The organism is Rhizomicrobium sp. (assembly GCA_037200985.1).
Classification (GTDB): domain Bacteria; phylum Pseudomonadota; class Alphaproteobacteria; order Micropepsales; family Micropepsaceae; genus Rhizomicrobium.
Map to the genome: position 1 here is coordinate 4,135,241 of JBBCGJ010000001.1, position 21,982 is coordinate 4,157,222.

Sequence of the window (21,982 nt, forward strand, 5' to 3'; positions counted from 1 at the left end):
CAGGCCGGCGTTAAGGAGTCGTAAAGCATAAAGCTCGCGCCGCTATCCCAATACGAGCTGCACTGCATGCGCCTTGCCGTCGTCGGCCAGCGGAATGCGGTTGCCGGTGACGGTCTCCCCGTCGACCTTCAGCGAAAGCATGCCGCGGCAGACGCCCAGCGGGTTCTCCACCGAGATCGTGTAGGTCGCCGTGCCGTGGCGGTAGACGATTTCGAAGCTCGGCCAGCCGCGCGGGATGCACGGATCGAGCACCAGGCTCGCCCCCTCCTTGCGGAAACCAAGCAGCCGCTCGAGCGCGGTGCGGTAGAACCACGCCGCCGAGCCGGTGTACCAGGTCCACCCGCCGCGCCCGACATGCGGCGGCATCGAATAGACGTCGGCCGCCACGACATAGGGCTCGACCTGATAGCGGTGCATCGCCGCCGGATTGTCCGAATGGTTGATCGGGTTGAGCATGGCGAGAAGCTCATGCGCCCGGTCGCCATTGCCCAGCATCGCATAGGCCTGCGCCGCCCACACCGCGCCATGGGTGTACTGCCCGCCATTCTCGCGGATGCCCGGCGGATAGCCCTTGATGTAGCCCGGATCGTGCGCCGGCTTGTCGAAGGGCGGCGTGAACAGCAGCGACAGCTTCTGGTCGCGCTGCACGAGATATTTGTCGACCGCCGCCATCGCCCGCGCCGCGCGCGTCGGCTCGGCGGCGCCGCAGATCACCGCCCAGGACTGTGCGATGGTGTCGATCCGGCAATCGGCGCTCGCCACCGAGCCCAAAGGTGTGCCGTCGTCGAAATAGGCGCGGCGGTACCAGTCGCCGTCCCAGGCCTGCGCCTCCAGCGCGTCCTTGAGCTGCGCGGCATGCGCGCGCCAGCGCCGCGCCGCTTCCGCGGCTTCCGCCGAATCGCGCCGCTCCGCGAGCGCCGCGAAGTCGTTCAGCGTGGCGTAGAGGAACCAGCCGAGCCACACGCTCTCGCCCTTGCCGCCCGCGCCGACATTGTCCATGCCGTCGTTCCAGTCGCCGGTGCCCATCAGCGGCAGGCCGTGCACGCCGGTCGCCAGCGCGCCGTCGAGCGCCAGCACGACATGCTCGAACAGGCTGGCGGTGCGCTCGCTGACGGTGGGCTGCGAGAAGCTGTCGTGATCCTGCGGCCGCAGTAGCGGCGCCTCCAGGAACGGCACGAGCTCGTCGAGCACGCTCATATCGCCGGTCGTGGTGACGTAATGCGCCGCGACATGGGCGAGCCAGACGCGGTCGTCGGAGATGCGCGTGCGGATGCCGCGGCCGGTCTCGGCCAGCCACCAATGCTGCACGTCGCCCTCGGGGAATTGCCGCGCCGCGGCGCGCAGCAGATGCTCGCGCGCGATGTCGGGCCGCGTCACGCACAGCGCCATCGAATCCTGCAGCTGGTCGCGGAAGCCATAGGCGCCGCTCGCCTGGTAGAATCCGGTGCGCGCCCACATGCGGCAGCCCAGCGTCTGATAGAGCAGCCAGCGATTCATCAGGATGTCGAGCGAGCGGTCCGGCGTCTTGACCTGGACGGTGCCGAGGATGGCGTCCCATTGCCCGGTCGCGGCGCCGAACGCCGCGTCGAGGTCGGCGGTGCGGTATTTGTCGATCAGGGCCTGCGCCTCGGCGCGCGTCGCCGTCTCGCCCAGGAACACCACGACCTCGGTCGTGCCGATGGGACTGAGCTTCACGCGCGTCTGCATCGCGCCGCAGGGATCGAAGCCCGCGCCGCAGCGGTTGGACAGCTTGGTGCCGTGCACCAGGCCGAGCGGCCGGTCGCGCCCGCCGTCGCGCCCGATGAATTCGGTGCGGTCGCCGGTCCAGGCGCTCTGCCTGCCGGCGAGGTCGAGGAAGGCGACGCGCTCGCCCAGGTCGTTGTTCCAGCGGTTCTGCGCCAGCATCGCCCCGGTCGCGGGGTCGATCTCGGTGACGATGAGGGTGCGGCCCTGGCGCTGCGCCGAGCCCAGCACCCATTCGACGAAGGCGGTGACCGACAGCCGGCGCTCGCGCCCCGAAAGATTGGTCAGCTTCAGCCGCGCGATCTTGATCGGATCGTCCGGCGGAACGAACAAGGTCAGCTCCGCGCCGATGCCGTGCATGTTGTGCTCGAAGCGGCTGTAGCCCTGGCCGTGGCGCGCCGTATAGCGGCCGCTGCGCTCGCGGATCGGGGTGGAGACCGGCGTCCAGAGCTGTCCGGTGTCGTCGTCGCGGATGTACAGGATCTCGCCCGGCGCGTCGCCGACCGGATCGTTCGACCACGGCGTGATCTGGTTCTGCTGGCTGTTGACGCTCCAGGTGAAGCCGCCGCCGCTGGCCGAGGCGAGGAAGCCGAAATCGCGGTTGGCGACGACGTTGCTCCACGGCATCGGCGTGCGCTCGCCGCCCTCCATGATGGTGACGAAGTCGCGGCCGCGCTCGGCGAAGCCGCCCAGCCCGTTGAAGAACTCCATCGGCGGCGGCGGCAGAGGCGCCTCCGGCGTGCCGGCGGGCAGGAGCCGGCGCGGCGGCGGGCCGCCGACCGAGCGGCGCTCGCGCGCGGCGTTGACCTGGTCGGCGAGCGAGCCGTGCTGTCCGCGCAAGACCGCGCGCGCCGCCGCCTGGAGCAGTTCCGCCGTCTCGCCGGAGATCAGGTCGGTGCGCAGCGTGATCACGCTGCCCTTCACGTCGGGGCGCGAGATGTGCGGCATGGTCTTGTTCATGCGCACCAGGGCGTCGATCGCGCCCTGGAAGTCCTGGACATAGGACGAGGCGCGCTCGTTCAGGATCACGAGGTCGACGGCGAGCTGCTTGGCGCGCCAATATTCGTGCGCCCGCAGGAGCTGGCGCACCAGGTTGAGGTCGTCGTCCTCCGACACCCGTGCCAGCACGATCGGCAGGTCGCCGGACACGCCGGCGGCCCACAGCGTCGAGGCCTTGCGCACCGCGCGCTTGATGAACTCCGGCGGCGGCTTGAGCGTCGAATCGGCGTAGAGCACGTGGTTGGCGAGCCGCTGATAGATGTGGGCCTCGGCGGCGCGGATGCCCAGGTGCTGCACCTGCACCTGCGCCTGGGTCCAGGCCAGGGTGCGGGCGCGGTCGAAGGCGCCCTCGTCGGCGTATTTCTCGGCGAGCTCCAGCACCTCCTCGCGGGTCGGCGCGACCATGGTCCAGAACGCGACGCGCACCGTGCCGCCGCGCGGCACGGTCACCCGCCGGCGCAGCGAGAAGATCGGATCGAGCACCGGCCCCGCGGTGTTCGACAGCGGCCAGCCCTCGGCGATGGCGACCGGATTGCGGATCGTCTGGCCGCGGCCGAGGAAGCGGACGCGGTCGGTCTCGAACTGCACCTCGCCCGAATGGGCGCCTTCGACGACGGCCAGATGCGCCGCCCAGATTTGCGGATCGGCGTCGGAGCGGCGGCGCCGCGTCGCCAGGATCGCGCCCGGATGGGCCACGAACTCGGTCTGCACGAACAGCTTGGCGAAGGCGGGATGGGCCATGTCGTCGGCGGGCCGCGCCAGCGCCAGCTCGAGATAGGAGGTCAGCTCGATCTCGCGGGCATGCGGTCCCTGGTTGGTGATGCCGATGCGGCGCACCTCGGCGTCGTCCTCGGGCGAGACGATCAGCTCGAGCTGGGTGGTGATCGTGCCGTCGCGCCGCACGATCTCGGCGCGGTCCTCGGTGAAGGTCGCGGTGTATTGCGCCGGATCGGCGACCGTCGGCTGATAGGCGGCCGACCACACCTCGCCGCTCTCGATGTCGCGCAGGAAGCAATAGCTGCCCCAGTCGTCGCAGGTGGGGTCCTCGCGCCAGCGCGTCACCGCCACGTCGCGCCAGCGCGTATAGCCGGAGCCGGCGACCGACAGCATGGTGGTGAAATCGCCGTTGGACAGAAGATGCGTGCGCGGCAGCCGGCTGTAGGGCGAGGTGTAGCGGCGGCGCACGTCGGGCACGACGGTGCCGATCTGGATCGTCTCGGCGACCTGGGCCGGCGGCGGCCGCGCCACCACGACGTCGCGCGGCATGCGCTCCTGCAGCAGAAGCTCGGCCGCCTGCACGATGGGCTCGGCGTGGAAGCGCCCGCGCATCCGCCCGTCATGCAGCGCGTTGGCGATGGCGATCAGGCTCATGGCCTGGTGATGCGCCATGTAGCAGCGCACGATCGCGACCTTGGCGCCCTCGGGCAGGCGCGACGGCGTATAGTCCAGCGCCTCGTACCAGCCATGGATGCCGCGCCCGCCCTCGTCGGCCAGCCGCTCCAGGTTGCGCGCCGCATGGCCGGGATCGACCATCGCCGCCAGCGCCGTGGCATAGGGCGCGATGACGATGTTCTCCGCCAGGCCGCGCTTGTAGCCGAGGTCGGGCACGCCGAAGCTCGAATACTGATAGGTGCGCTCGATGTCGCGCGCGCTGAACGCCGATTCCGAGATGCCCCAGGGCACGCCCAGCCCGTCGCCATAGGCGCGCTGGCGGCGCACGACCAAGCGGTTGGTCTCCGCCAGCAGGCTCCCCGCCGGCGCCCGCATCACGAGCGCGGGCATCAGATATTCGAACATCGATCCCGACCAGGAGATCAGCGCCGAGCCGCCGGGGAGCGGCGTCAGCGTGCGCCCCATGCGGAACCAGTGCCGCGCCGGGATGTCGCCCTTGGCGATGGCGATGAAGCTGGCGAGACGCGCCTCCGATGCCAGAAGATCGTAATAGTTCGGGTCGAGCGCAGCGTCGCTCACGCGATAGCCGATCGACAGCAAAAGCCGGTTGGGATCGAGCAGGAAGCCGAATTCCATCGCCTCGAACATCGCCATCGCCCGCTCGGCCAGCCGCTCCAGGCGGTGGCCCAGCCGCGCCGCGGCCATCGCGGCCGGATCGTCCTCGTCCGCATCGACCAGGAGCTGCGCGTCGCGCTTGTGCGAATGGACGGTCGCGAGCAGGGCGCCGGCCCAATAGGCCACCTCGGTGCCGCAGTCGGCGCCGAGCGCGCCGATCCTTTCCGCCTTGATTTCCAGCGTGGTGAGCAGGCCCGCGGCGTCGCCGGGCGGGCCCTTCAGCGCCGCGGCGAAATCGTCGAGCAGGGCGGTCAGTTGCGCCGGCGCCGGCGTGCGGCCGTCGCCGCCGGCGATCTCGCGCACCAGTCCGGCGGCGTCCGCGATGCCGTCGCGCCAGGCGGGCGCGAGCGGCGCGGCGGCGAATTCGCGCAAGGCATGGGCGAGCGCGATCAGATGGCCCGCGAGATTGCCGCTGTCGACCGACGAGATATAGCGCGGCTCGAGCGGCCGCAGATCCTGCGTGTCGTACCAGTTGAAGAAATGTCCGCGCTGGCGCTCCATCCGGTCGAGCGTCGCGAAGCTCGCCTCCAGCCGCTCCACCGCGTCGCTGGTGCCGATCCATCCGAAGTCGCGCGCCGCGATCGTCGAAAGAAGATAGAGCCCGATATTGGTCGGCGAGGTGCGGTGGGCGACCACCGGCTCGGGATCTTCCTGGAAATTGTCGGGCGGCAGGAAATTGTCCGCCTGGGTCACATAGGTCTCGAAGAAGCGCCAGGTGCGCCGCCCGGCGCGGCGCAGGCTGTGCCGGTCCTCTTCGGTGACTTTGAGGTCGCTGTCGGCCGGCGGCGGGCTGCTGGCCCAGCGCGCGATCAGCGGCGAGAACAGCCAGAGCGCACCGAACGGCGCCGCGATCGGCCAGGTGTCGTCGCCGGCGAACACGATCGCCGCGCCCGCGATCGCGAGGGAGACGGCGCTCGCGCCCATCTGGATCGCCAGCGTGCGGCTGTCGAAGCCGTTCTCGCCGTTGGCCTGCGCCGTCGTCACCCATTCGAGCAGCCGCTTGCGCCGCACGAAGAGCCGCCACACCGTGCGGCCGATGGCGTCGACCATCAGCCAGGCCTGATGCGCCAGGAAGGTGAGCAGGAACGCGCTCTGGATGATTCCCATTTCGACGTCGCGCCCCACGCCGCGCCAATGGCTGCGCAGCGAGACGCCGACGCGGCGCGGCAAAAGCCCCGACAGCGCCGGGATGAAGGTCGGCAGCGCGATCAGCGCCAGCACGAAGACGGTCCAGGCGAGCGCCACCGGCGCGGTCAGCATCCAGCCGATCAAAAGGGTCAGCAGCGTCGCCGGCGCCGAGAGCGAGCGGCGCAGATTGTCGATCAGCTTCCAGCGCCCGGTCGCCGGAATCGCCGTGCGGCGCTTGGAGCGGCGCGGCCCGCGGCCGAAGATCCACGGCAGAAGCTGCCAGTCGCCGCGCACCCAGCGGTGCTGGCGCGACGCGGCGACGTCGTAGCGGGAGGGGAATTCCTCGACCACCTCGATATCGCTCGCGAGACCGGCGCGCGCGAAAATGCCTTCGAGCAGGTCGTGGCTGAGCACCGCCGAGACCGGGAAGCGCTGCTCCAGCGCCGCCTCGAACGCGTCGACGTCATAGATGCCCTTGCCGAAATAGGAGCCCTCTTCATAGAGGTCCTGGTACACGTCGGACACGACGATGGCGTAAGGGTCGAGGCCGTTGGGGCCCGAGAACACCCGCTGGAACAGCGAACCGCCGTCGCTCAGCGGCAGCGACGGCGTCACCCGCGGCTGCAGGATGCCGTGGCCGCGCACCACGCGCCCGGCCTGCGGATCGAAGCGCGGGCGGATCAGGGGATGGGCGATCTTGCCGACGAGGCGGCGCGCCGCGCCGATCGGAAGCCGCGTGTCGGCGTCGAGCGTGATGACATAGCGGATGCCGGCGGGAACGGAAGGTGGCCGGCCTTCGACCGCGACGAAGGTCGTGTCGTTCGCGTCGCGCAGCAACCGGTTCAATTCGTGCAGCTTGCCGCGCTTGCGCTCCCAGCCGAGCCATTTGCCCTCGCCCTCGGTCCATACCCGCCGGCGGTGCAGGAGCAGGAAGCGCGCCCCGTCCGCGGCGCGCGGATGGCGCGCGTTCAGCGCCGCGATGGCTGCGGCGCCCTTGGCGAGCAATGCTTCGTCGCCGTCCATGTGCTCGCCCGGCGCGTCCCGGAAGTCCGACAGGAGCGCGAAGGTGAAATTCGCATCGGGGTTGGACAGGTAATGCACTTCCAGCCGGTCGACCTGCTCGGCGATGTCGGCCTCCGAGGTCAGGAGCGTCGGCACCGCGATCAGGGTCTTCATGTCGTCGGGCACGCCGTCGCGCAACTCGAGGCCCGGAAGCCGCATCGCGCCGATCTGGTGGGTGATGACGCGGTTGACGATGGCGATGGCGAGGTCGGAAGCCGGCACCAGCGCGGTGAACGCCAGCGCCGCGATCGCCAGCGGGTCCAGGCCGAAATCGATCGCCGCGACCAGGCCGACGGCCACGATCAGCAGGGTGAACACGCCGATCGCCGCGACATAGCTGGCGACGCCGATCTCCGAGACGCGGCGGTACAGGCCGGTCCTGGGATGGACGCGGCAGCCCAGTTCGCGCTCGAAGGCGCGGCGGCCCTCGGCGATCAGGTAGAATCCGGCGTCGCATTCGCGCCGCGTCGCCCGCTCGGCCGCCGTCAGTCCCTTGCCCGCGCGCGCCGCCGCGTCGGCGGCGCGCTCCGCCACCTCCGCCTCGTCGCGCCCCGATTCATGGGCCAGCGTCTCGATGGCGCGGCGGTAGAGGTCGCGGGTGGGAAAATCCATCGCCGCGAAATTCGTCTTCTCGCGCAGCGCCGCGTCGACCAGGCTGACGCTCTCGAAGAACTCCGGCCAGTTGACCGCCGAGACCAGCCGCATCGAGGTGATGACGTTGCGCACCGTGACGTTCATCGCGCTCTGGCGCTGCACCTCCTGCCGCACGATGTCGTCGGCATTGGTGCCGTCCTGCGCCAGCCGCTCGTTCAGCCAGCGCAGCGCCGGCGTCACGTCGGGATCGCGGTCGCGCAGGCGCTGCGCCAGTTCGACCGCGAAGGGGATCGACCACTTCTTGCGCGCCAGCTCGGCGAGGAGATCGCCGATCGGCTCGCTCGCCTCCTCGCCCAGGATGCGCTCGGCCAGGGCGTCGGCCTCGGCGCTGGCGTTCAGGCGGATGATGATGCCTTCCGCGATGCGGCGCAGATTCTCCACCAGCGTGATGCGCAGCGTGATCGCGATGGCCCACAGCTCGCCGATGGTGAGCGGCTGCACCCGCTGATAGGACTCGACGAAGCGCGTCAGCTTGGCGACGTCGACCGCGCTGTCGGTGTGCGCGATCACCGCCCAGGCGATGCCGAAGACGCGCGGATAGCCCTGCAGATGGCCTTCGATCAGCTTGGGCAGCTTGCGGTAATAGCCCGGCGGCAGGTCGTCCTTGATCTCGCGGATCTGCTCGTCGACGATGTGGTAATTGTCGAGCAGCCATTCGGCGGCCGGCGGCACCGAGCGGTGCGCCCGCGTCGCGACGACGATGGCGCGATAGGCATCCGCGATCAGCCGCGCATTCTCCTCGAGCCTGGCGGCGAGGGGGCGGCCGCGCTCGATATCCGGCGAGACGCGCTGCGCGATGGCGAGGCTGGTGGCGTGCTGCTCCAGCCGCTCGATGCTAAAGAGCTCGGCTCGGATCGGACCTTCGGTCGGCTCCAGCGCCTGGCGCCAGGACGCGCGGCTGCCGATCTCCGAATAGTTCATGGCGTGTCGCCCTTACCCACGCACAGCGATGCCCGCCGGCGGCAAAGGCCCAACGTACGGTCGAATGCGGTGCTGTCGGGGAAGAAACGCGCCACGCGCGCGGAAGTTCCCGGAACGCAACGCTACTGCCGGTTACATGCTGAACGCATCAGACTCGGTAATAGTCGCGATACCATTGTACGAATTTCGGGATGCCGACGCTGATCGGCGTCGTCGGTTCATAGCCCAGGTCGCGCCGCGTCGCGTCGATATCGGCATAGGTTCTGGCAACGTCGCCGGCCTGCATCGGCTCCAGCCGCTTGTCCGCCTTGCGCCCGATCGCGTCTTCCAGCGTCGCGATGTAGTCGAGCAGCTTCTCCGAGCGGTGATTGCCGAGATTGTAGACCGCGTGCGGCGGCTCGCCCGCCGCCGGGCGGTCGAGCGCCCGCAGCACGCCGTCCACGATGTCGTCGATATAGGTGAAGTCGCGCCACATCTCGCCCTCGTTGAAGACGCGGATCTTCTCGCCCGCCAGGATGGCGCGCGCGAACAGCATGGGCGACATGTCCGGCCGGCCCCAGGGCCCGTATACGGTGAAGAAGCGCAGGCCCGTCGAAGGCAGGCGGTAGAGATGGGCATAGGTGTGCGCGATCAGCTCGTCGGCGCGCTTGGTCGCGGCATAGAGCGAGTTGGGCCGGTCGACGCGCTGCGCCACCGAGAACGGCATGTCGGTGTTGGCGCCATAGACCGAGGACGAACTGGCATAGACGAAGTGGCACAGCGATGGCAGGCGCCGCGCCATCTCCAGCATCACGACCTGGCCCATGACGTTGGACTGGATGTAGGTGTAGGGGTCGACCAGCGAATAGCGCACGCCGGCCTGGGCCGCGAGATGGACGATGCGGTCGATCTCGCCATGGCGCTCGCCGAGCGCGAGGATGGCGTCGCGGTCGGAGATGTCGAGCTTCTCGAAGCTGAACCCGGCGTGGGGGCTCAGCCGCGCCAGCCGCGCCTCCTTCAGCGACACCTCGTAATAGTCGTTGAGATTGTCGATGCCGACAACGCGCTCGCCCCGCGCCAAGAGGGCGGTCGCGACATGATAGCCGATGAACCCGGCGGCGCCGGTGACGAGGACGGTCATGCGTCCTTCCTAGCGCGCTTCGGCCGCGTTCCGCTACTCCGCCGCCATCCGCTCCGGCGCGGGCCGCGCCACCGGATGCGCCTTTTCGAACCGCATCGTGCCGTCGTCCACCTTGCCGAAGCGCAGCGTCAGCATATCGAGCGCATAGTTCTGGTACAGCCGCCACGGCTTCGTGGCGCCTTGGCTGGGCAGCACGTCGCGCGCCCGCTGCACATAGCCCGACGAGAAATCGAGCCACGGCATCTCCGCGACCGTCGGATCGCTCTTGGGCGTCGCGATCTCGAAGCCCTTGCGGTCCATGTAGTTGATCATGCGGCAGACATATTCGCAGGTCAGGTCGCATTTCAGCGTCCAGGACGCATTGGTGTAGCCGAAGGACGAGGCGAGATTGGGCACGTCGGAATACATCATGCCCTTGTAGCTCATCGTCTTGGACATGGCCTTCGCCACGCCGTCGATCGTCACCTGAAGCCCGCTCAGGAGCTGCATCTTCAATCCGGTCGCGGTGACGATGACGTCGGCTTCGATCTCCTTGCCGGACTTGAGAAGAATTCCGCGCTGCGTGAAGCGCTCGATATGGTCGGTGACGACCTCGGCCTTGCCGCTCCTGATCGAACGGAACAGGTCGCTGTCGGGCACCAGGCACAGCCGCTGGTCCCACGGATTGTAGCTGGGCGTGAAATGCGTGCCGACGTCGTAGTCCGGGCCGAGCTCCTTCTTCACCATCTCGATCAGCCCGGCCTTGGTCTTCTCCGGCTTCTTGCGCGCCAGGTTGAAGAAGAACATGCCGAACAGCACGTTGCGCCAGCGCGTGATATTGTAGGCGAGCATCGGCGGCAGCTTGGCGCGCAGCCAGTTCGCGGTCGCGTCCTCCGCCGGGCGCGAGACCACATAGGTCGGCGAGCGCTGCAGCATGACGACATGCGCGGCCTCCTTCGCCATCTCCGGCACCAGCGTGACCGCGGTGGCGCCGCTGCCGATCACCACGACCTTCTTGCCGCGATAGTCGAGGTCTTGCGGCCAGAACTGCGGATGCACGATCCTGCCGGCGAAGTCGGCGCGGCCGGCGAAGTCCGGATCGTGGCCGGAGGCGTAGTCGTAATAGCCGCTGCACATGAAGAGGAAATTGCAGGTGAAGCGCACGATCTGCTTCTGCGCGCCCGTCTCGGCCTCGACCGTCCAGCGCGCCTCGGCGCTCGACCAGTCGGCGCGCTTCACCTGTGTGTTGAAGCGGATGTGCTTGTCGATGCCGTTCTCGGCCGCCGTCTCGCGCACATAGGTGCGGATCGCGGGCCCGTCGGCGATCGCCTTGGCCTGCGTCCAGGGTTTGAAGGCATAGCCCAGCGTGTACATGTCGGAATCCGAGCGGATGCCCGGGTAGCGGAACAGGTCCCAGGTGCCGCCGATGGCGTCGCGGCCTTCCAGGATGGCGTAGCTCTTGCCCGGGCAATTCGTCTGGAGGTGATAGCCGGCGCCGATGCCGGAAAGCCCCGCCCCCACGATGATGACGTCGAAATGCTCGAGAGCCATGCGCTTTTCCACCCTGCTTTGGCCTCTCATGACACACAGACTAAGAAATGACAAGTTGTCAGTTGTGCGACCCGCCGCGGAAAACCGCCCGAAGCTCCCTCAGGGTCACGATGGCCGGTGGGGCGGACTTCGCCGTACAGTCCGCCCATCCGACATCCCAGGAGAGGAACAGACATGGCCATCGACTTCGAGATTCCCGCGGAAGCCAAGGCGATCCGCGAAAAGGTCCGCCAATGGGTGCATGACGAATGCATCCCGGCGCAGGAAAAGCTGCTCGCCGGCGCCGACTACAAGACCACGCTCGGCGCCCTGCGCAAGAAGGCGCGCGAGCAGGGCCTGTGGTGCCCCTTCATCCCCAAGGAATATGGCGGCATGGGCCTCGGCCCGCTCGCCAATGCGCTGGTGCAGATGGAATTGGGCGAGAGCTATCTCGGCGCCCTGTCGATGAACACGCAAGGTCCCGACGACGCGACCATGCTGACGCTCCTGCAGAACGGCACCGAATTCCAGAAGGAGAAATTCCTTAAACCCCTGCTCAACGGCGAAAAGCGCATCTGCTATTCGATGACCGAGAAGGCGGCCGGCGCCGACGCCACCGGCATGCAGACCAAGGCGGAGAAGAAGGGCAATTCCGCCTATGTGCTGAACGGCGAGAAATGGTTTTCCTCCGCCGCCTCCGTCGCCGACATCGCGCTGGTGATGGCCAAGACCAATCCCGACGCGCCGCGCCACCAGCAATTCTCGACCTTCCTCGTCGAGCTCCCCAACCCCGGCTACAGGATCAAGCGCGACATCAAGACGATGGCGGCGGAGGGCCCGCTCTCCCACATCCTCGGCGGCGGCCATTCGGAGATCGAGATCAAGGATCTCGAAGTGCCGGCGGAAAATCTGCTCGGCGGCGAAGGCAACGGCTTCAACATGGGCCAGCATCGCCTGGCTTACGGCCGGCTGCGGCACGGCATGCACAATGTCTCGATGGCGCAGCGCGCCCTCGACCTCGCGGTCAAGCACGTCACCAGCCGCACGACCTTCGGCAAGAAGCTCGACGAGCGCCAGGCGGTGCAGTTCATGCTGGCCGAGTGCGCCAGCCAGATCTACATCGCGCGGCTGATGATCCTGCACATCGCCTACAAGGCCGAGAAGGGTCTCGACCTCAGGAACGAGAACGGCATCGCCAAGGTCTATCTCGCCAACATGGTGCACAAGGTGGTGGACACCGCGATCCAGCTCCACGGCGCGCTGGGCTATTCGATGGATACGCCCCTGGCCGGCTGGTACACCCATATCCGCTCGCAGCGCCTGGTCGACGGCCCGGACGAGGTCCACAAATGGACCACGGGCCGCAACGTCATCAAGGCCTATAAGCAGTTCGGCACCACCGCCTCGGCGACCGGCGGCGACCTGCTCTGATCCGCCGCGCGAGCGGAACGGCAAACGGCGCGCTATGCTCGGCGCGCCGTTTTCGTTCCGGGGGACCGTCATGCTGCATTCCTTGACGTTTTATCTCTTCGATCCCGTGGTCCTGATATTCCTGCTGCTCGCGGCGGCCCTGGTCGCCGGCCGCTTTGGCCGCGTCTGGCAGCAGCGCCTGCTGGCCGCCGCGGTCGCGCTTCTGTTCTGCCTCGCCTTCCTCCCGGTCGACCGCTGGCTGGCGCGGCCGCTGGAAAACCAATATCCCCGCCCGCCGCTGCCGGCGCGGGTCGACGGCATCCTCGTCCTCGACGGCGGGTCGGAATGGCGCGTGTTCGCCAGCCGCGGCGTGCAGGGTCACAATGCCAGCGTCTTCCGGATTCTCGCCGGCGCGGAGCTCGCCAAGCGGTTTCCCGCCGCGACGCTCGTCTATACCGGTGCCTCCAGCGACAACCCGCGGATCGAAGCGGCGGAGCGTGCCACGGTCGGCGACGTCGCCGCGACGGCGGGCGTCGCGCCGGGACGCCTGCGCTTCGAGCAGGCCTCGCGCGACACCGGCCAGAACGTCGTCGATTCGATGAAGCTGGTGCACCCCAGGCCGGGCGAGACCTGGATGCTGGTGACCTCCGCCATCCACATGCCCCGCGCGATGGCGATCGCGAAGCGGCTCGGCTGGAAGATGGTGCCCTGGCCGTCCGACTACATCTCGGGGGACAATGCCGGCCTTCGCTTCCGTCTTCCGTCGCGGGAGATGGTGAATATCGGCACGGCGCTCCACGAATGGATCGGCCTGGCGGTCTACGGCCTGACCGGCCGCGCCTAGGGGCTGGCGCGCCCGGGATTTCTGATATGGTCCCGCCGCTTCACGAAGGACCGCTCTGCCATGCGTCTTGCCACGATCTGCGCGCCGTTCGTGCTCGGCTTCATCCTGCTCGCCGGCTGCGGCGACAAGGCGGGGGCGCCGCAATACGATCTGACGCCGGAATCGAACGCCAAATTCCTCGCCGACAACGGTGCGCGCAAGGACGTCAAGACTCTGCCCGACGGGCTGCAATACCGCGTCATCACCGCCGGCCACGGCAAACAGGTGACGAGCCCGACCGATGTCGTGACCGTGACCTATAAGGGCTGGACGATCGACGGCCATGTCTTCGACCGCACCCAGCACGGCCAGACCGCCAGCTTCCCGGCGGGCCAGCTCATCCCCGGCTGGGTGGAGGCGCTCAAGCTGATGCATGTCGGCGACGAATGGCAGATCGTGATCCCCGCCGATCTCGGCTATGGCGCGGAGGGCGCCGGCGCCGACATCGGACCGAACCAGACCCTTGTCTTCAACATGCAGCTCATCGCCGTGCAGCCCGCCCCGCGGGAATAACCCGCCTCGCCGGCTTTCGTTTTCGTCATGCCGTCCCGCGACCGCCCGGCCTCACGCCCGGGCCGGCAGCACCCGCGGATTGCGCAGCACGACGGCGGAGATCAGCGCGATGATCAGCCCGACCGGGAAGATCTCCAGGAAGGTCATCGGCAGGCGGTACAGCGGATTGGCGTATTGCGCCTTCATCGCGTCCAGCTCGGCGACCTGCGCCGCCAGGGCCGCGCCGCTCACGCCATGGGCCTTCTTGGAGGCGATGATGCCGGCGACATAGGCATCCATGAAATGATAGCCGGTGGCGGCGAGATAGACCTCCCACGCCGCGACATAGACGACGCCCGCGACCACCGCGATCCCCAGTCCGAGGGCGAAGGCCGGCAGGAATTTGATGACCCCGCCCAGCGCCTCGTCGCGATGCCGCTTGATGCCTAGGAAGATCATCGACAGCGCGACGATCATGGTGAGATAGCCGAACCATTCCGTGGTCAGGAAATGTTGACCGCGCAGGACGGTCAGTCCGGCGATCAGGACGCCGATGACGATGAAGCCGGCAATCGCGCCGAAAATAAGCGAAATCCTGAGCATGACGATCCCCTATGTGCCCGAACGACGATCCGACCCTAGCCGCGCCCCGCGCCCTCCCGGTATCGCCTAAAAGGGTGAAATGGCGGAAATCGGCCGATTTTATACAAGCTGTCATCCCGGCCAAGCGAGCGGAGCGAGCGCGAGCCGGGATGAAGATGGGAAGCTACCGCACCAGCCGCAGCTCCCGCGCCTTGCGCACCGCCTGGGTCCGGCGCTGGACCTCCAGCTTCTCGAACAGGTGCAGGATGTGCGACTTCACCGTATTGGGCGACACGCCCAGGCTGCGCGCGATCTCCTTGTTCGACTGCCCGGCGGCCAGCAGGTCGAGCACCGCGACCTCGCGTTCCGTGACCCCGAGCGACCGGAGCGCCGCCGCGTTGCGCTCGAACGCCTCCGCCGCCCCGCGCGGCGTCAGCCGGTATCCGGCCCACACGCCCAGCCCCGCGAAGCCGAGCGCGATCAGCCCGATATAGATCTCGGTGGCGAACATCCGCGTCACATATTCGTATTGCAGCCATTGCAGCGCGAACGCGCCGCCGGCCAGGAGGCCTGCATAGAGAAGAACGCCCTTCCACATGGCCGAAGCTTGCCAACAACGCCCGGCCTTCGCCAGACCGCCCGCGCTCTGTTAGAACCGCGTCATGACCGGCTTCACCATCGGCGGCATCCCCATCGGCGGCCGCGTCCTGACCGCGCCGATGACCGGGGTGTCGGACCTGCCGTTCCGCCGCGCCGCCTCGGCGCTGGGTGCCGCTTACGTCGCGACCGAGATGGTGGCCTGCGAGCTGTTCGCCGCCGGCCGCCCCGACGTGGTGCGCCGCGCCGCGGTCGGCGACGGCTTGCCGCTGACCGTGATCCAGCTCGTCGGCCGCCGCGCCGAATGGATGGCGCGGGGCGCCCGGATGGCCGAGGCCGCCGGCGCCGACCTCATCGACATCAACATGGGCTGCCCGGCCAAGGAAGTGACCGGCGGCCTCTCCGGCTCGGCGCTGATGCGCGATCTGGGTCTCGCCGAGCGCCTGATCGCCGCGACGGTGGACGCGACGTCGCGCCCCGTGACGCTGAAGATGCGGCTCGGCTGGGACGACGCCTCGAAGAACGCGCCCGAGCTTGCCGCCCGGGCGCAGGCGCTCGGCATCCGCGCCGTCACCGTGCACGGCCGCACGCGGCAGCAATTCTACGGCGGCACGGCCGACTGGCGTGCGGTCGCCGCGGTGAAGGCGGCCGTGAACATCCCCGTCATCGTCAATGGCGACATCGTCGATGCACCGAGCGCCCGCGAAGCCCTGGCGCAATCGGGTGCCGATGCGGTGATGATCGGCCGCGGCGCCTATGGCCGCCCGTGGATCGCGTCCGCGATCGACCGCGCCCTGCGGAACGGCGGCGACGCGATCGAGCCGGCGCAGGACGAACGCCTCGCCATCGTGCTCGGGCACTTCCGTGAATCGCTGCGCTTCTACGGCGACCGGCTGGGCCTGAAGATCTTCCGCAAGCATCTCGCCTGGTACATCGAAACCGCCGGCGTGCCCGCATCGCCCGAGTCCCGCCGCGAAACCAAATCGCGCCTCTGCCGCCTGACCGATCCGCGCGCGGTGGAAGAAGCGCTGGCCGCACTCTGGCATCCGGCCCGCTTGGCGCTCGCCGCTTGACAAAGTTGTCATGCCCGCGCAGGCGGGCATCCAGCGCCGCAAGTGCGCCGCCGCCTGCTCTGGATTCCCGCCTGCGCGGGAATGACACTCTGGAAGCGATTCCCGCGAAGCAGCCCCGCATGCCCGCCTTCGTCTACGTCCTCATCAGCCGCTCGCGCCCCAGGCGGACCTATGTCGGCTGGACGCTCGACCTCGACCGGCGTCTGGAGCAGCACAATGGCGGCAGCGGCGCGAAATTCACGCGCGGCGGCAAATGGACGCTGATTTATGCCGAGCGCCACCGCACGCGGAACGGCGCCATGCGCCGCGAAGTCTTCCTGAAACGCGACCGCCAATTCCGCGCGCTGCTGCGCCAGCGATAGCTACCCTCCCTCAAGGGGAGGGTAGGGCATCGCTACCCCCGTCCCACGAACGGCATCTTCGTCGCCATCACGGTCATGCTCAGCACATTGGCGTCCAGCGGCAGGCTCGCCATGTAGAGCACCGCCTTCGCCACCGCCTCGACGTCCATCGTCGCCTCGGCCTTCACCGTTCCATCCGGCTGCACCACACCTTTGCGCATCCGCGCCGTCATCGGCGTCTCGGCATTGCCGATATCGATCTGGCCGCAGGCGATGTCGAACGCCCGCCCGTCCAGCGCCACAGCCTTGGTCAATCCCGTGATCGCGTGCTTGGTCGCGGTATAGGGCGCCGAGTTCGGCCTGGGCGCGTGCGCCGAGATCGAGCCGTTGTTGATGATCCGCCCGCCGCGCGGCACCTGTTCCTTCATCAGCCGCATCGCGGCCTGGGTGCACAGGAACGGCCCGGTCAGATTGACGTCCACGACCGCCTGCCACTCAGCCAGCGTCAGGTCCTCCATCGGCACGGGCGGCGCGCCGGTGCCGGCATTGTTGAACAGAAGGTCGAGCCGCCCGAAACGGCCCTTCACCAGCGCGAACAGCGCCGCCACCTCGCCCGGCTTCGCGACATCGGTCGGCACCGGCACCATCGTCGTGCCGGAACCCAGCGCGGCGGTTCCGGCCAAAGCCTCCTCCCGCCGCCCCGCCAGCACCACGGCATAGCCGTCTTTGGCGAGCGCGACCGCCACGGCGCGGCCGATGCCGCTCCCCGCGCCGGTAACCAAGGCGATCTTCTCCATGGAACTCCCCTGTGCCGAACCGGGATTTTGACACAAACTTCGCTAGAGTGGGGCGTCGCTTCGTGGGAGAGCAGCCTTGGGAATGTTGTGGTGGTTGGCGCCGGTGGCCGTGGCCGCGTTCGGCGTGCTCTTCGTGGTCAGCGGCATCGGGAACATCTTCCAGGGCGAGCACGGCCGCGCCGGGCGGCGCATGGTCGGCGGCACGACCGCGGCGGCCATCGGCCTGGCGCTCAGCCTGGTCGGCCTCAACATGCAGCTCTTCACGCGTCTGACGCATGAGGGGCCGGTGGCCGAGGTGCGCGTCAAGGCGCTCGATCCGTCGCACGATCTCTACCTTGTCACGGTGCACCGTCTCGACGGCGCGATCCCCGACCAGCCCTGCAAGCTGCAGGGCGACGAATGGCTGATCGGCGGGCGGGTGCAGAAATGGAAGGCGTGGGCGAACGTGCTCGGCCTCGACGCGACCTATACGCTCGACCAGGTCTCGAACAAGTATTTCACGGCGGAGCGCGGCAACGGCAAGCCGATCACCTCCTGCGACCTGCGCGGCAAGCCGGTGGTGAATTCCTACGTGCCGGACGCGTGGCGCAACTGGCTGCTGACGCAGTTCTATACGGAGGACCGCAAATTCGGCGACGCGAACTACATGCCGCTGGCCGACGGCGCGGTGTACAGGATCGTGATCACGCAATCGGGCTTCAACGCCGAGCCGGAGAACGACGCCGCGAAAGCGGCGAACGACGCGCGGCCTTAGAAGTAGAAAAGCATTGTCATGCCCGCGGTCCGTAGCGACAGCGTACGGACGGGCATCCAGGAGACTGGGCAATCCGCCAAGACTGGATTCCCGCCTGCGCGGGAATGAAAGACTGGAATTATCGCAAGGGTCGCGTCGTTTCTCAGTTCGCCTGTTCTGTCTCCGCCACCAGCACCAGAGGCGGCGGTGCCGCGCTCGCCTGCGCCGCTTCCGCCAGCAGCGCCGCGTCCCGCGCATCGAGCTGCGCCCGGATATCCGCGTGCTTCGCCGCATCCAGCCGCCAGCCCCACACGCACACCCCGCCCAGCATCACGAACAGGATCGGCCCCGTGATGAACAGCCATTGCAGCGCCAGGATCGACGACGGCGTGTTGTGCGCGCCCTCCCTGGCGACATAGCCGAAATATTCCAGAAGCGGCAGGCTGAGCCCGATGGCGAAGGCGGCGGTGAGCTTGCCGGCGATGCTGAGCACCGAATAGAGCAGGCCCATGCGCTCGCGGCCTTGGCTCAGCCTGATCTCGTCGCCGACATCGGCCATCATCGCGTTGATGGTGAGGCCGAATCCCGCCGCCATGAAGCCGCACCACGCCATCACCGGCACGCCGCCCAGCACGCTGCCATAGGGCACCAGGGGAACGGTCAGCAGCGCGAGCGAGAACGCCGCCGTGGTCGCGATCAGGGTGCGATGCTTGCCGATCCGCGCCGAGAGCCGCGCGGTCAGGGGCGCGCCGACGATGCCGATCAGGATGTAGACGAGCAGCAGGATCGTCGCCTGCTGCTGGCTGAAGCCCTTCACGTCGTGGAAATAGAACAGATACATCGCGCTCATCCAGCCGGGCCCGAGCGTCAGCGCGACCTGGGAGAAGAAGAGGCGGATCACTTCCGGCTTGGAGACGATCTCCCAATAGTCCCGGGCCGCGAAGTGCTCCGCCGCGCTTTTGTTGATGCGCTCCGGCGTGCGCCATACCGCCAGGCCGACGCCGACCGGCGTCATGACGACGATCGCCCAGCCCATCGCCTGCACGCCCTCGACGCTCGACATCCCGGCGAGCGGCGCGAACACCGGGATGAGCAGGGAGGCGACGACCGCCACCACGCCGACCGCCGCGCCGACGCCGAACACGCGCGAGCGCTCGTCATACTGCGTGGCCAGGGTTGCGCTCCACGCCCATAGGGCGAGGTAGAGGACCGAATTGGCGAAATAGAACGCGAACAGCCAGAAGAAGAGGTACGTGCCGCCGATGCCGGGCGGCGCCAGGAACAGCTTGTAGGTCGCCAGCATGAACAGCGGCACGCCGGCGGCCATCCACACCCGGTAGCGGCCCAAGCGCGTGACGGTGCGGTCCATGAAATAGGCGAGCACCGGATCGATGAAGAGATCGACGGCGCGCACCGTGAACCACACGCCGCCGATCAGGGCGAGCGAAAGGCCGAGATGGCCCGACAGATAAGGCGGCAGATAGACGAACGGCACCACGCCCATGGCGGCGATCGGCAGGTTGGACAGCGAAAAGACGATGATGCGCCGGAGCGAAAGCCTTTGATCCGACGCTCCGCTCATGATCCCGCCCGCCTCGCCTCGATCAGTGTGGCCGCGAATTGCGACAGCGTGTCGTCGCGCGCCCCCATCACCACGATGCGGTCGCCTTCGCGCGCCAGCTCCAGGAGCTTGGCGCCGCACGCCTCGCGGTCGGGGAAGACATAGGCGGCGCGCCCGCCCGCTTCAACGCCGCGCACGATGTCGACGGACGACACGCTGCGGTCGACCGTGCCGCCGAAATAGACCGGCTCGGGCATGACGAGCGCGTCCGCTGCCGCCAGATTGCGCGCGAAACAATCGATGAACTGGTCCTTCATCAGCTTCAAGGGCCCGAAGCCATGCGGCTGGAACAGCACCAGCAGGCGTCCCGGGAAGTCGTGCAGCGTCGCCAGCGTCGCGGCGATCTTGTCCGGGTTGTGCGCGAAATCGTCGTACACGGTGACGCCGCCGGCCTCGCCCACGATCTCCAGCCGCCGCCGGATGCCCCTGAAGCGCTCCAGCGCCTTGGCCGCCTCTTCCAGCGCCACGCCCGCCGCCCGCGCCGCGCCGATCGCCGCCAGGGCGTTCGACACATTGTGCCGCCCCGGCACGGCAAGGCGCAGCGTCACCGGCGCGTCGCCGTTGCGCTCGCTCACCCGGAAGGCGATCCCGTCCCGCAAGGGCTCGATGTCCTCGGCCAAAAGATCGGCCTTGGGATTGGAGAGGCTGTAGGTCAGCCGCTTGCCCTTCGGCACCTCGTAAGCCAGCGTCGCGGTCTCGTCATTGTCCAGGTTCATCACCGCGAGGTCGGCCTTGGCGACGAAGGCGCGGAACAGGGCGCGCAATTCGTCCATCGATTTGTGGTCGAGCGCGACATTGTTCAGCACCGCGACGCGCGGACTGTAGCGCGCGATGGAGCCGTCGCTTTCGTCGACCTCGCTGACGAAGAGATCGCTGTTGCCGACCAGCGCGCTCGCGAAGGGCGCGTCCTCGCTGGCGAAATTGAGCATCACCGCGCCGTTCATCACCGTCGGATCGAGGCCGCAAGCGGACAGGATCCAGCCGATCATCCCCGTGGTGGTCGATTTGCCGCTGGTGCCCGCGACGCCGATGGCGTTGGGCGCTTCGTTGAAAAGCTGCGACAGAAGCTCGGCCCGCAGCATCAGCGTCGCGCCGATGCGCCGCGCCGCCTGCACGTCCGGAATATTGCCTTCGACTGCCGCCGAGGTCACGACGATGGCCTCCGGGCTCGTCACGCCGCTGCCGTCCTGCGGGAAAAGTTCGATGCCGGCGCGGCGCAGATAGTCGAACTTTTCCGCCAGCCGTCCCTGGTCGAGGGCGCGGTCCGAGCCCGCGACGGCGTGGCCATGCGCTTTCACGATCAGCGCCAGCGGAAGCATCCCGCTGCCGCCGATGCCGCAGAAGAAGTAAGGTCTGGAGGGTGCCATCGCCGGACGCTATAAGCCGGACACCGGCGTGACAAGCGAGGGACAAGGATGAAGATCGGCATCGTCGCGCCGGCGTCGCGGCTGCATCCCGAGACCGCCGAGCGCGTGACGGCGTTGGCCGCCGCGACCTTTGGCCCGCGCGTCGAACTCGCCTTCCATCCGCAGTGTTTCTTGACGGAGGGTCACTTCGCCGGCAGCGACGCGGCGCGCGCCCGGGCCTTCCTCGATGTCGCGAACGACGAAAGCGTCGCCGCCGTCTGGTTCGCGCGCGGCGGCTACGGCTCGGGCCGCATCGCCGATGCGGTGCTGGAAGGCCTGAGGCCCGCGGCCCGCGACAAGACCTATCTCGGCTATAGCGACGGCGGCTTCCTGCTGGGCGGGCTTTACCGCGCCGGCTACCGCGTGGCGCACGGCCCGATCCCGCACGACATCCGCCGCGCCGGCGGCGAGGCGGCGGTTCTGCGCGCGCTCGGCTATCTCGCGGACGGCGACAAAGCGGGACTCGAACCCAGCCTCGACGGCAAGGCACCGGCGGTTGCGTTCAACCTCACCATCCTCGCCATGCTGATCGGCACGCCCCTGATACCGGACCTGACGGGCCATGTCGTGATGCTGGAGGAGGTGTCGGAGCACCTCTATGCCATCGACCGCCTGATGTTCCATGTGACGGCGAACGACGGTATCCGCAAATGCGCCGGCATCAGGCTTGGCCGCGTCAGCGATATTCCCGACAACGACCCGCCCTTCGGCCGGACGCCGGACGAGATCGCGCGCCACTGGTGCGCGATTTCGGGCATTCCCTATCTCGGAGAAGCCGACATCGGCCACGACGCCGCGAACAAGGTCGTCCCGTTCGGGGTGTGAGGGAGCGCAAACGAAAACT

At 68.4% G+C, this 21,982-nt stretch carries 15 protein-coding genes; 7 read left to right on the forward strand and 8 right to left on the reverse strand.

The window, feature by feature from the left end; all coding sequences use genetic code 11:
• Positions 1 to 42: 42 nt before the first annotated feature.
• The 3 genes from WDN01_20475 to WDN01_20485 all read right to left on the reverse strand — a co-directional run bounded on the left by WDN01_20475 (position 43) and on the right by WDN01_20485 (position 11,224).
• Positions 43 to 8,574, reverse strand: a complete 8,532-nt coding sequence (locus WDN01_20475; GenBank protein MEJ0028410.1) for a glucoamylase family protein — start codon at positions 8,572 to 8,574, stop codon at positions 43 to 45.
• 148 nt (positions 8,575 to 8,722) lie between these two features.
• Positions 8,723 to 9,694 carry an NAD-dependent epimerase/dehydratase family protein gene (locus WDN01_20480; GenBank protein MEJ0028411.1) on the reverse strand — a complete coding sequence of 324 codons (972 nt, stop codon included), beginning with the start codon at positions 9,692 to 9,694 and terminating at the stop codon, positions 8,723 to 8,725.
• A gap of 33 nt (positions 9,695 to 9,727) precedes the next feature.
• Positions 9,728 to 11,224 (reverse strand): NAD(P)/FAD-dependent oxidoreductase, encoded by a 1,497-nt coding sequence (locus tag WDN01_20485; GenBank protein MEJ0028412.1) that lies wholly within the window; start codon positions 11,222 to 11,224, stop codon positions 9,728 to 9,730.
• Positions 11,225 to 11,398: 174 nt separating this feature from the next.
• Between WDN01_20485 and WDN01_20490 the strand changes: the two genes are divergently transcribed.
• From WDN01_20490 to WDN01_20500, 3 genes are all read left to right on the forward strand, one after another.
• Positions 11,399 to 12,634, forward strand: coding sequence for an acyl-CoA dehydrogenase family protein (locus WDN01_20490; GenBank protein MEJ0028413.1), 1,236 nt, complete (start codon positions 11,399 to 11,401; stop codon positions 12,632 to 12,634).
• Between the two features lie 70 nt (positions 12,635 to 12,704).
• Positions 12,705 to 13,457, forward strand: coding sequence for a YdcF family protein (locus tag WDN01_20495; protein MEJ0028414.1), 753 nt, complete (start codon positions 12,705 to 12,707; stop codon positions 13,455 to 13,457).
• Positions 13,458 to 13,517: 60 nt separating this feature from the next.
• A complete protein-coding gene (locus tag WDN01_20500) occupies positions 13,518 to 14,009 on the forward strand; it encodes an FKBP-type peptidyl-prolyl cis-trans isomerase (GenBank protein MEJ0028415.1) in 492 nt (163 codons plus the stop codon).
• Between the two features lie 51 nt (positions 14,010 to 14,060).
• Here the strand turns inward: WDN01_20500 and WDN01_20505 are convergent, their stop codons facing one another.
• On the reverse strand, positions 14,061 to 14,591 hold the full coding sequence (locus WDN01_20505) for a DUF4199 domain-containing protein (protein MEJ0028416.1): 531 nt from the start codon (positions 14,589 to 14,591) through the stop codon (positions 14,061 to 14,063).
• 163 nt (positions 14,592 to 14,754) lie between these two features.
• Positions 14,755 to 15,168, reverse strand: a complete 414-nt coding sequence (locus WDN01_20510) for a response regulator transcription factor (protein ID MEJ0028417.1) — start codon at positions 15,166 to 15,168, stop codon at positions 14,755 to 14,757.
• Between the two features lie 64 nt (positions 15,169 to 15,232).
• Between WDN01_20510 and dusB the strand changes: the two genes are divergently transcribed.
• A complete protein-coding gene (gene dusB, locus WDN01_20515) occupies positions 15,233 to 16,240 on the forward strand; it encodes a tRNA dihydrouridine synthase DusB (GenBank protein ID MEJ0028418.1) in 1,008 nt (335 codons plus the stop codon).
• A gap of 119 nt (positions 16,241 to 16,359) precedes the next feature.
• The gene (locus WDN01_20520; protein ID MEJ0028419.1) at positions 16,360 to 16,602 is read left to right on the forward strand and encodes a GIY-YIG nuclease family protein; all 243 of its coding nucleotides are present in this window, start codon (positions 16,360 to 16,362) and stop codon (positions 16,600 to 16,602) included.
• 32 nt (positions 16,603 to 16,634) lie between these two features.
• Here the strand turns inward: WDN01_20520 and WDN01_20525 are convergent, their stop codons facing one another.
• Positions 16,635 to 17,378 carry an SDR family oxidoreductase gene (locus tag WDN01_20525; protein ID MEJ0028420.1) on the reverse strand — a complete coding sequence of 248 codons (744 nt, stop codon included), beginning with the start codon at positions 17,376 to 17,378 and terminating at the stop codon, positions 16,635 to 16,637.
• Positions 17,379 to 17,460: 82 nt separating this feature from the next.
• On the opposite strand from WDN01_20525, the gene WDN01_20530 reads away from it, so the two are divergent.
• Positions 17,461 to 18,132: a hypothetical protein gene (locus WDN01_20530; GenBank protein ID MEJ0028421.1), complete on the forward strand. Its 672-nt coding sequence runs from the start codon at positions 17,461 to 17,463 to the stop codon at positions 18,130 to 18,132.
• Between the two features lie 142 nt (positions 18,133 to 18,274).
• Here the strand turns inward: WDN01_20530 and WDN01_20535 are convergent, their stop codons facing one another.
• Both WDN01_20535 and WDN01_20540 read right to left on the reverse strand, forming a co-directional pair.
• Complete coding sequence (locus WDN01_20535; protein ID MEJ0028422.1) at positions 18,275 to 19,693, reverse strand: MFS transporter; 1,419 nt, start codon at positions 19,691 to 19,693, stop codon at positions 18,275 to 18,277.
• Positions 19,690 to 21,099, reverse strand: a complete 1,410-nt coding sequence (locus WDN01_20540; protein MEJ0028423.1) for a Mur ligase family protein — start codon at positions 21,097 to 21,099, stop codon at positions 19,690 to 19,692. The genes WDN01_20535 and WDN01_20540 overlap by 4 nt, the downstream gene beginning before the upstream one ends.
• 48 nt (positions 21,100 to 21,147) lie before the next feature.
• Between WDN01_20540 and WDN01_20545 the strand changes: the two genes are divergently transcribed.
• Positions 21,148 to 21,963 (forward strand): LD-carboxypeptidase, encoded by an 816-nt coding sequence (locus WDN01_20545; protein ID MEJ0028424.1) that lies wholly within the window; start codon positions 21,148 to 21,150, stop codon positions 21,961 to 21,963.
• Positions 21,964 to 21,982: the final 19 nt, after the last annotated feature.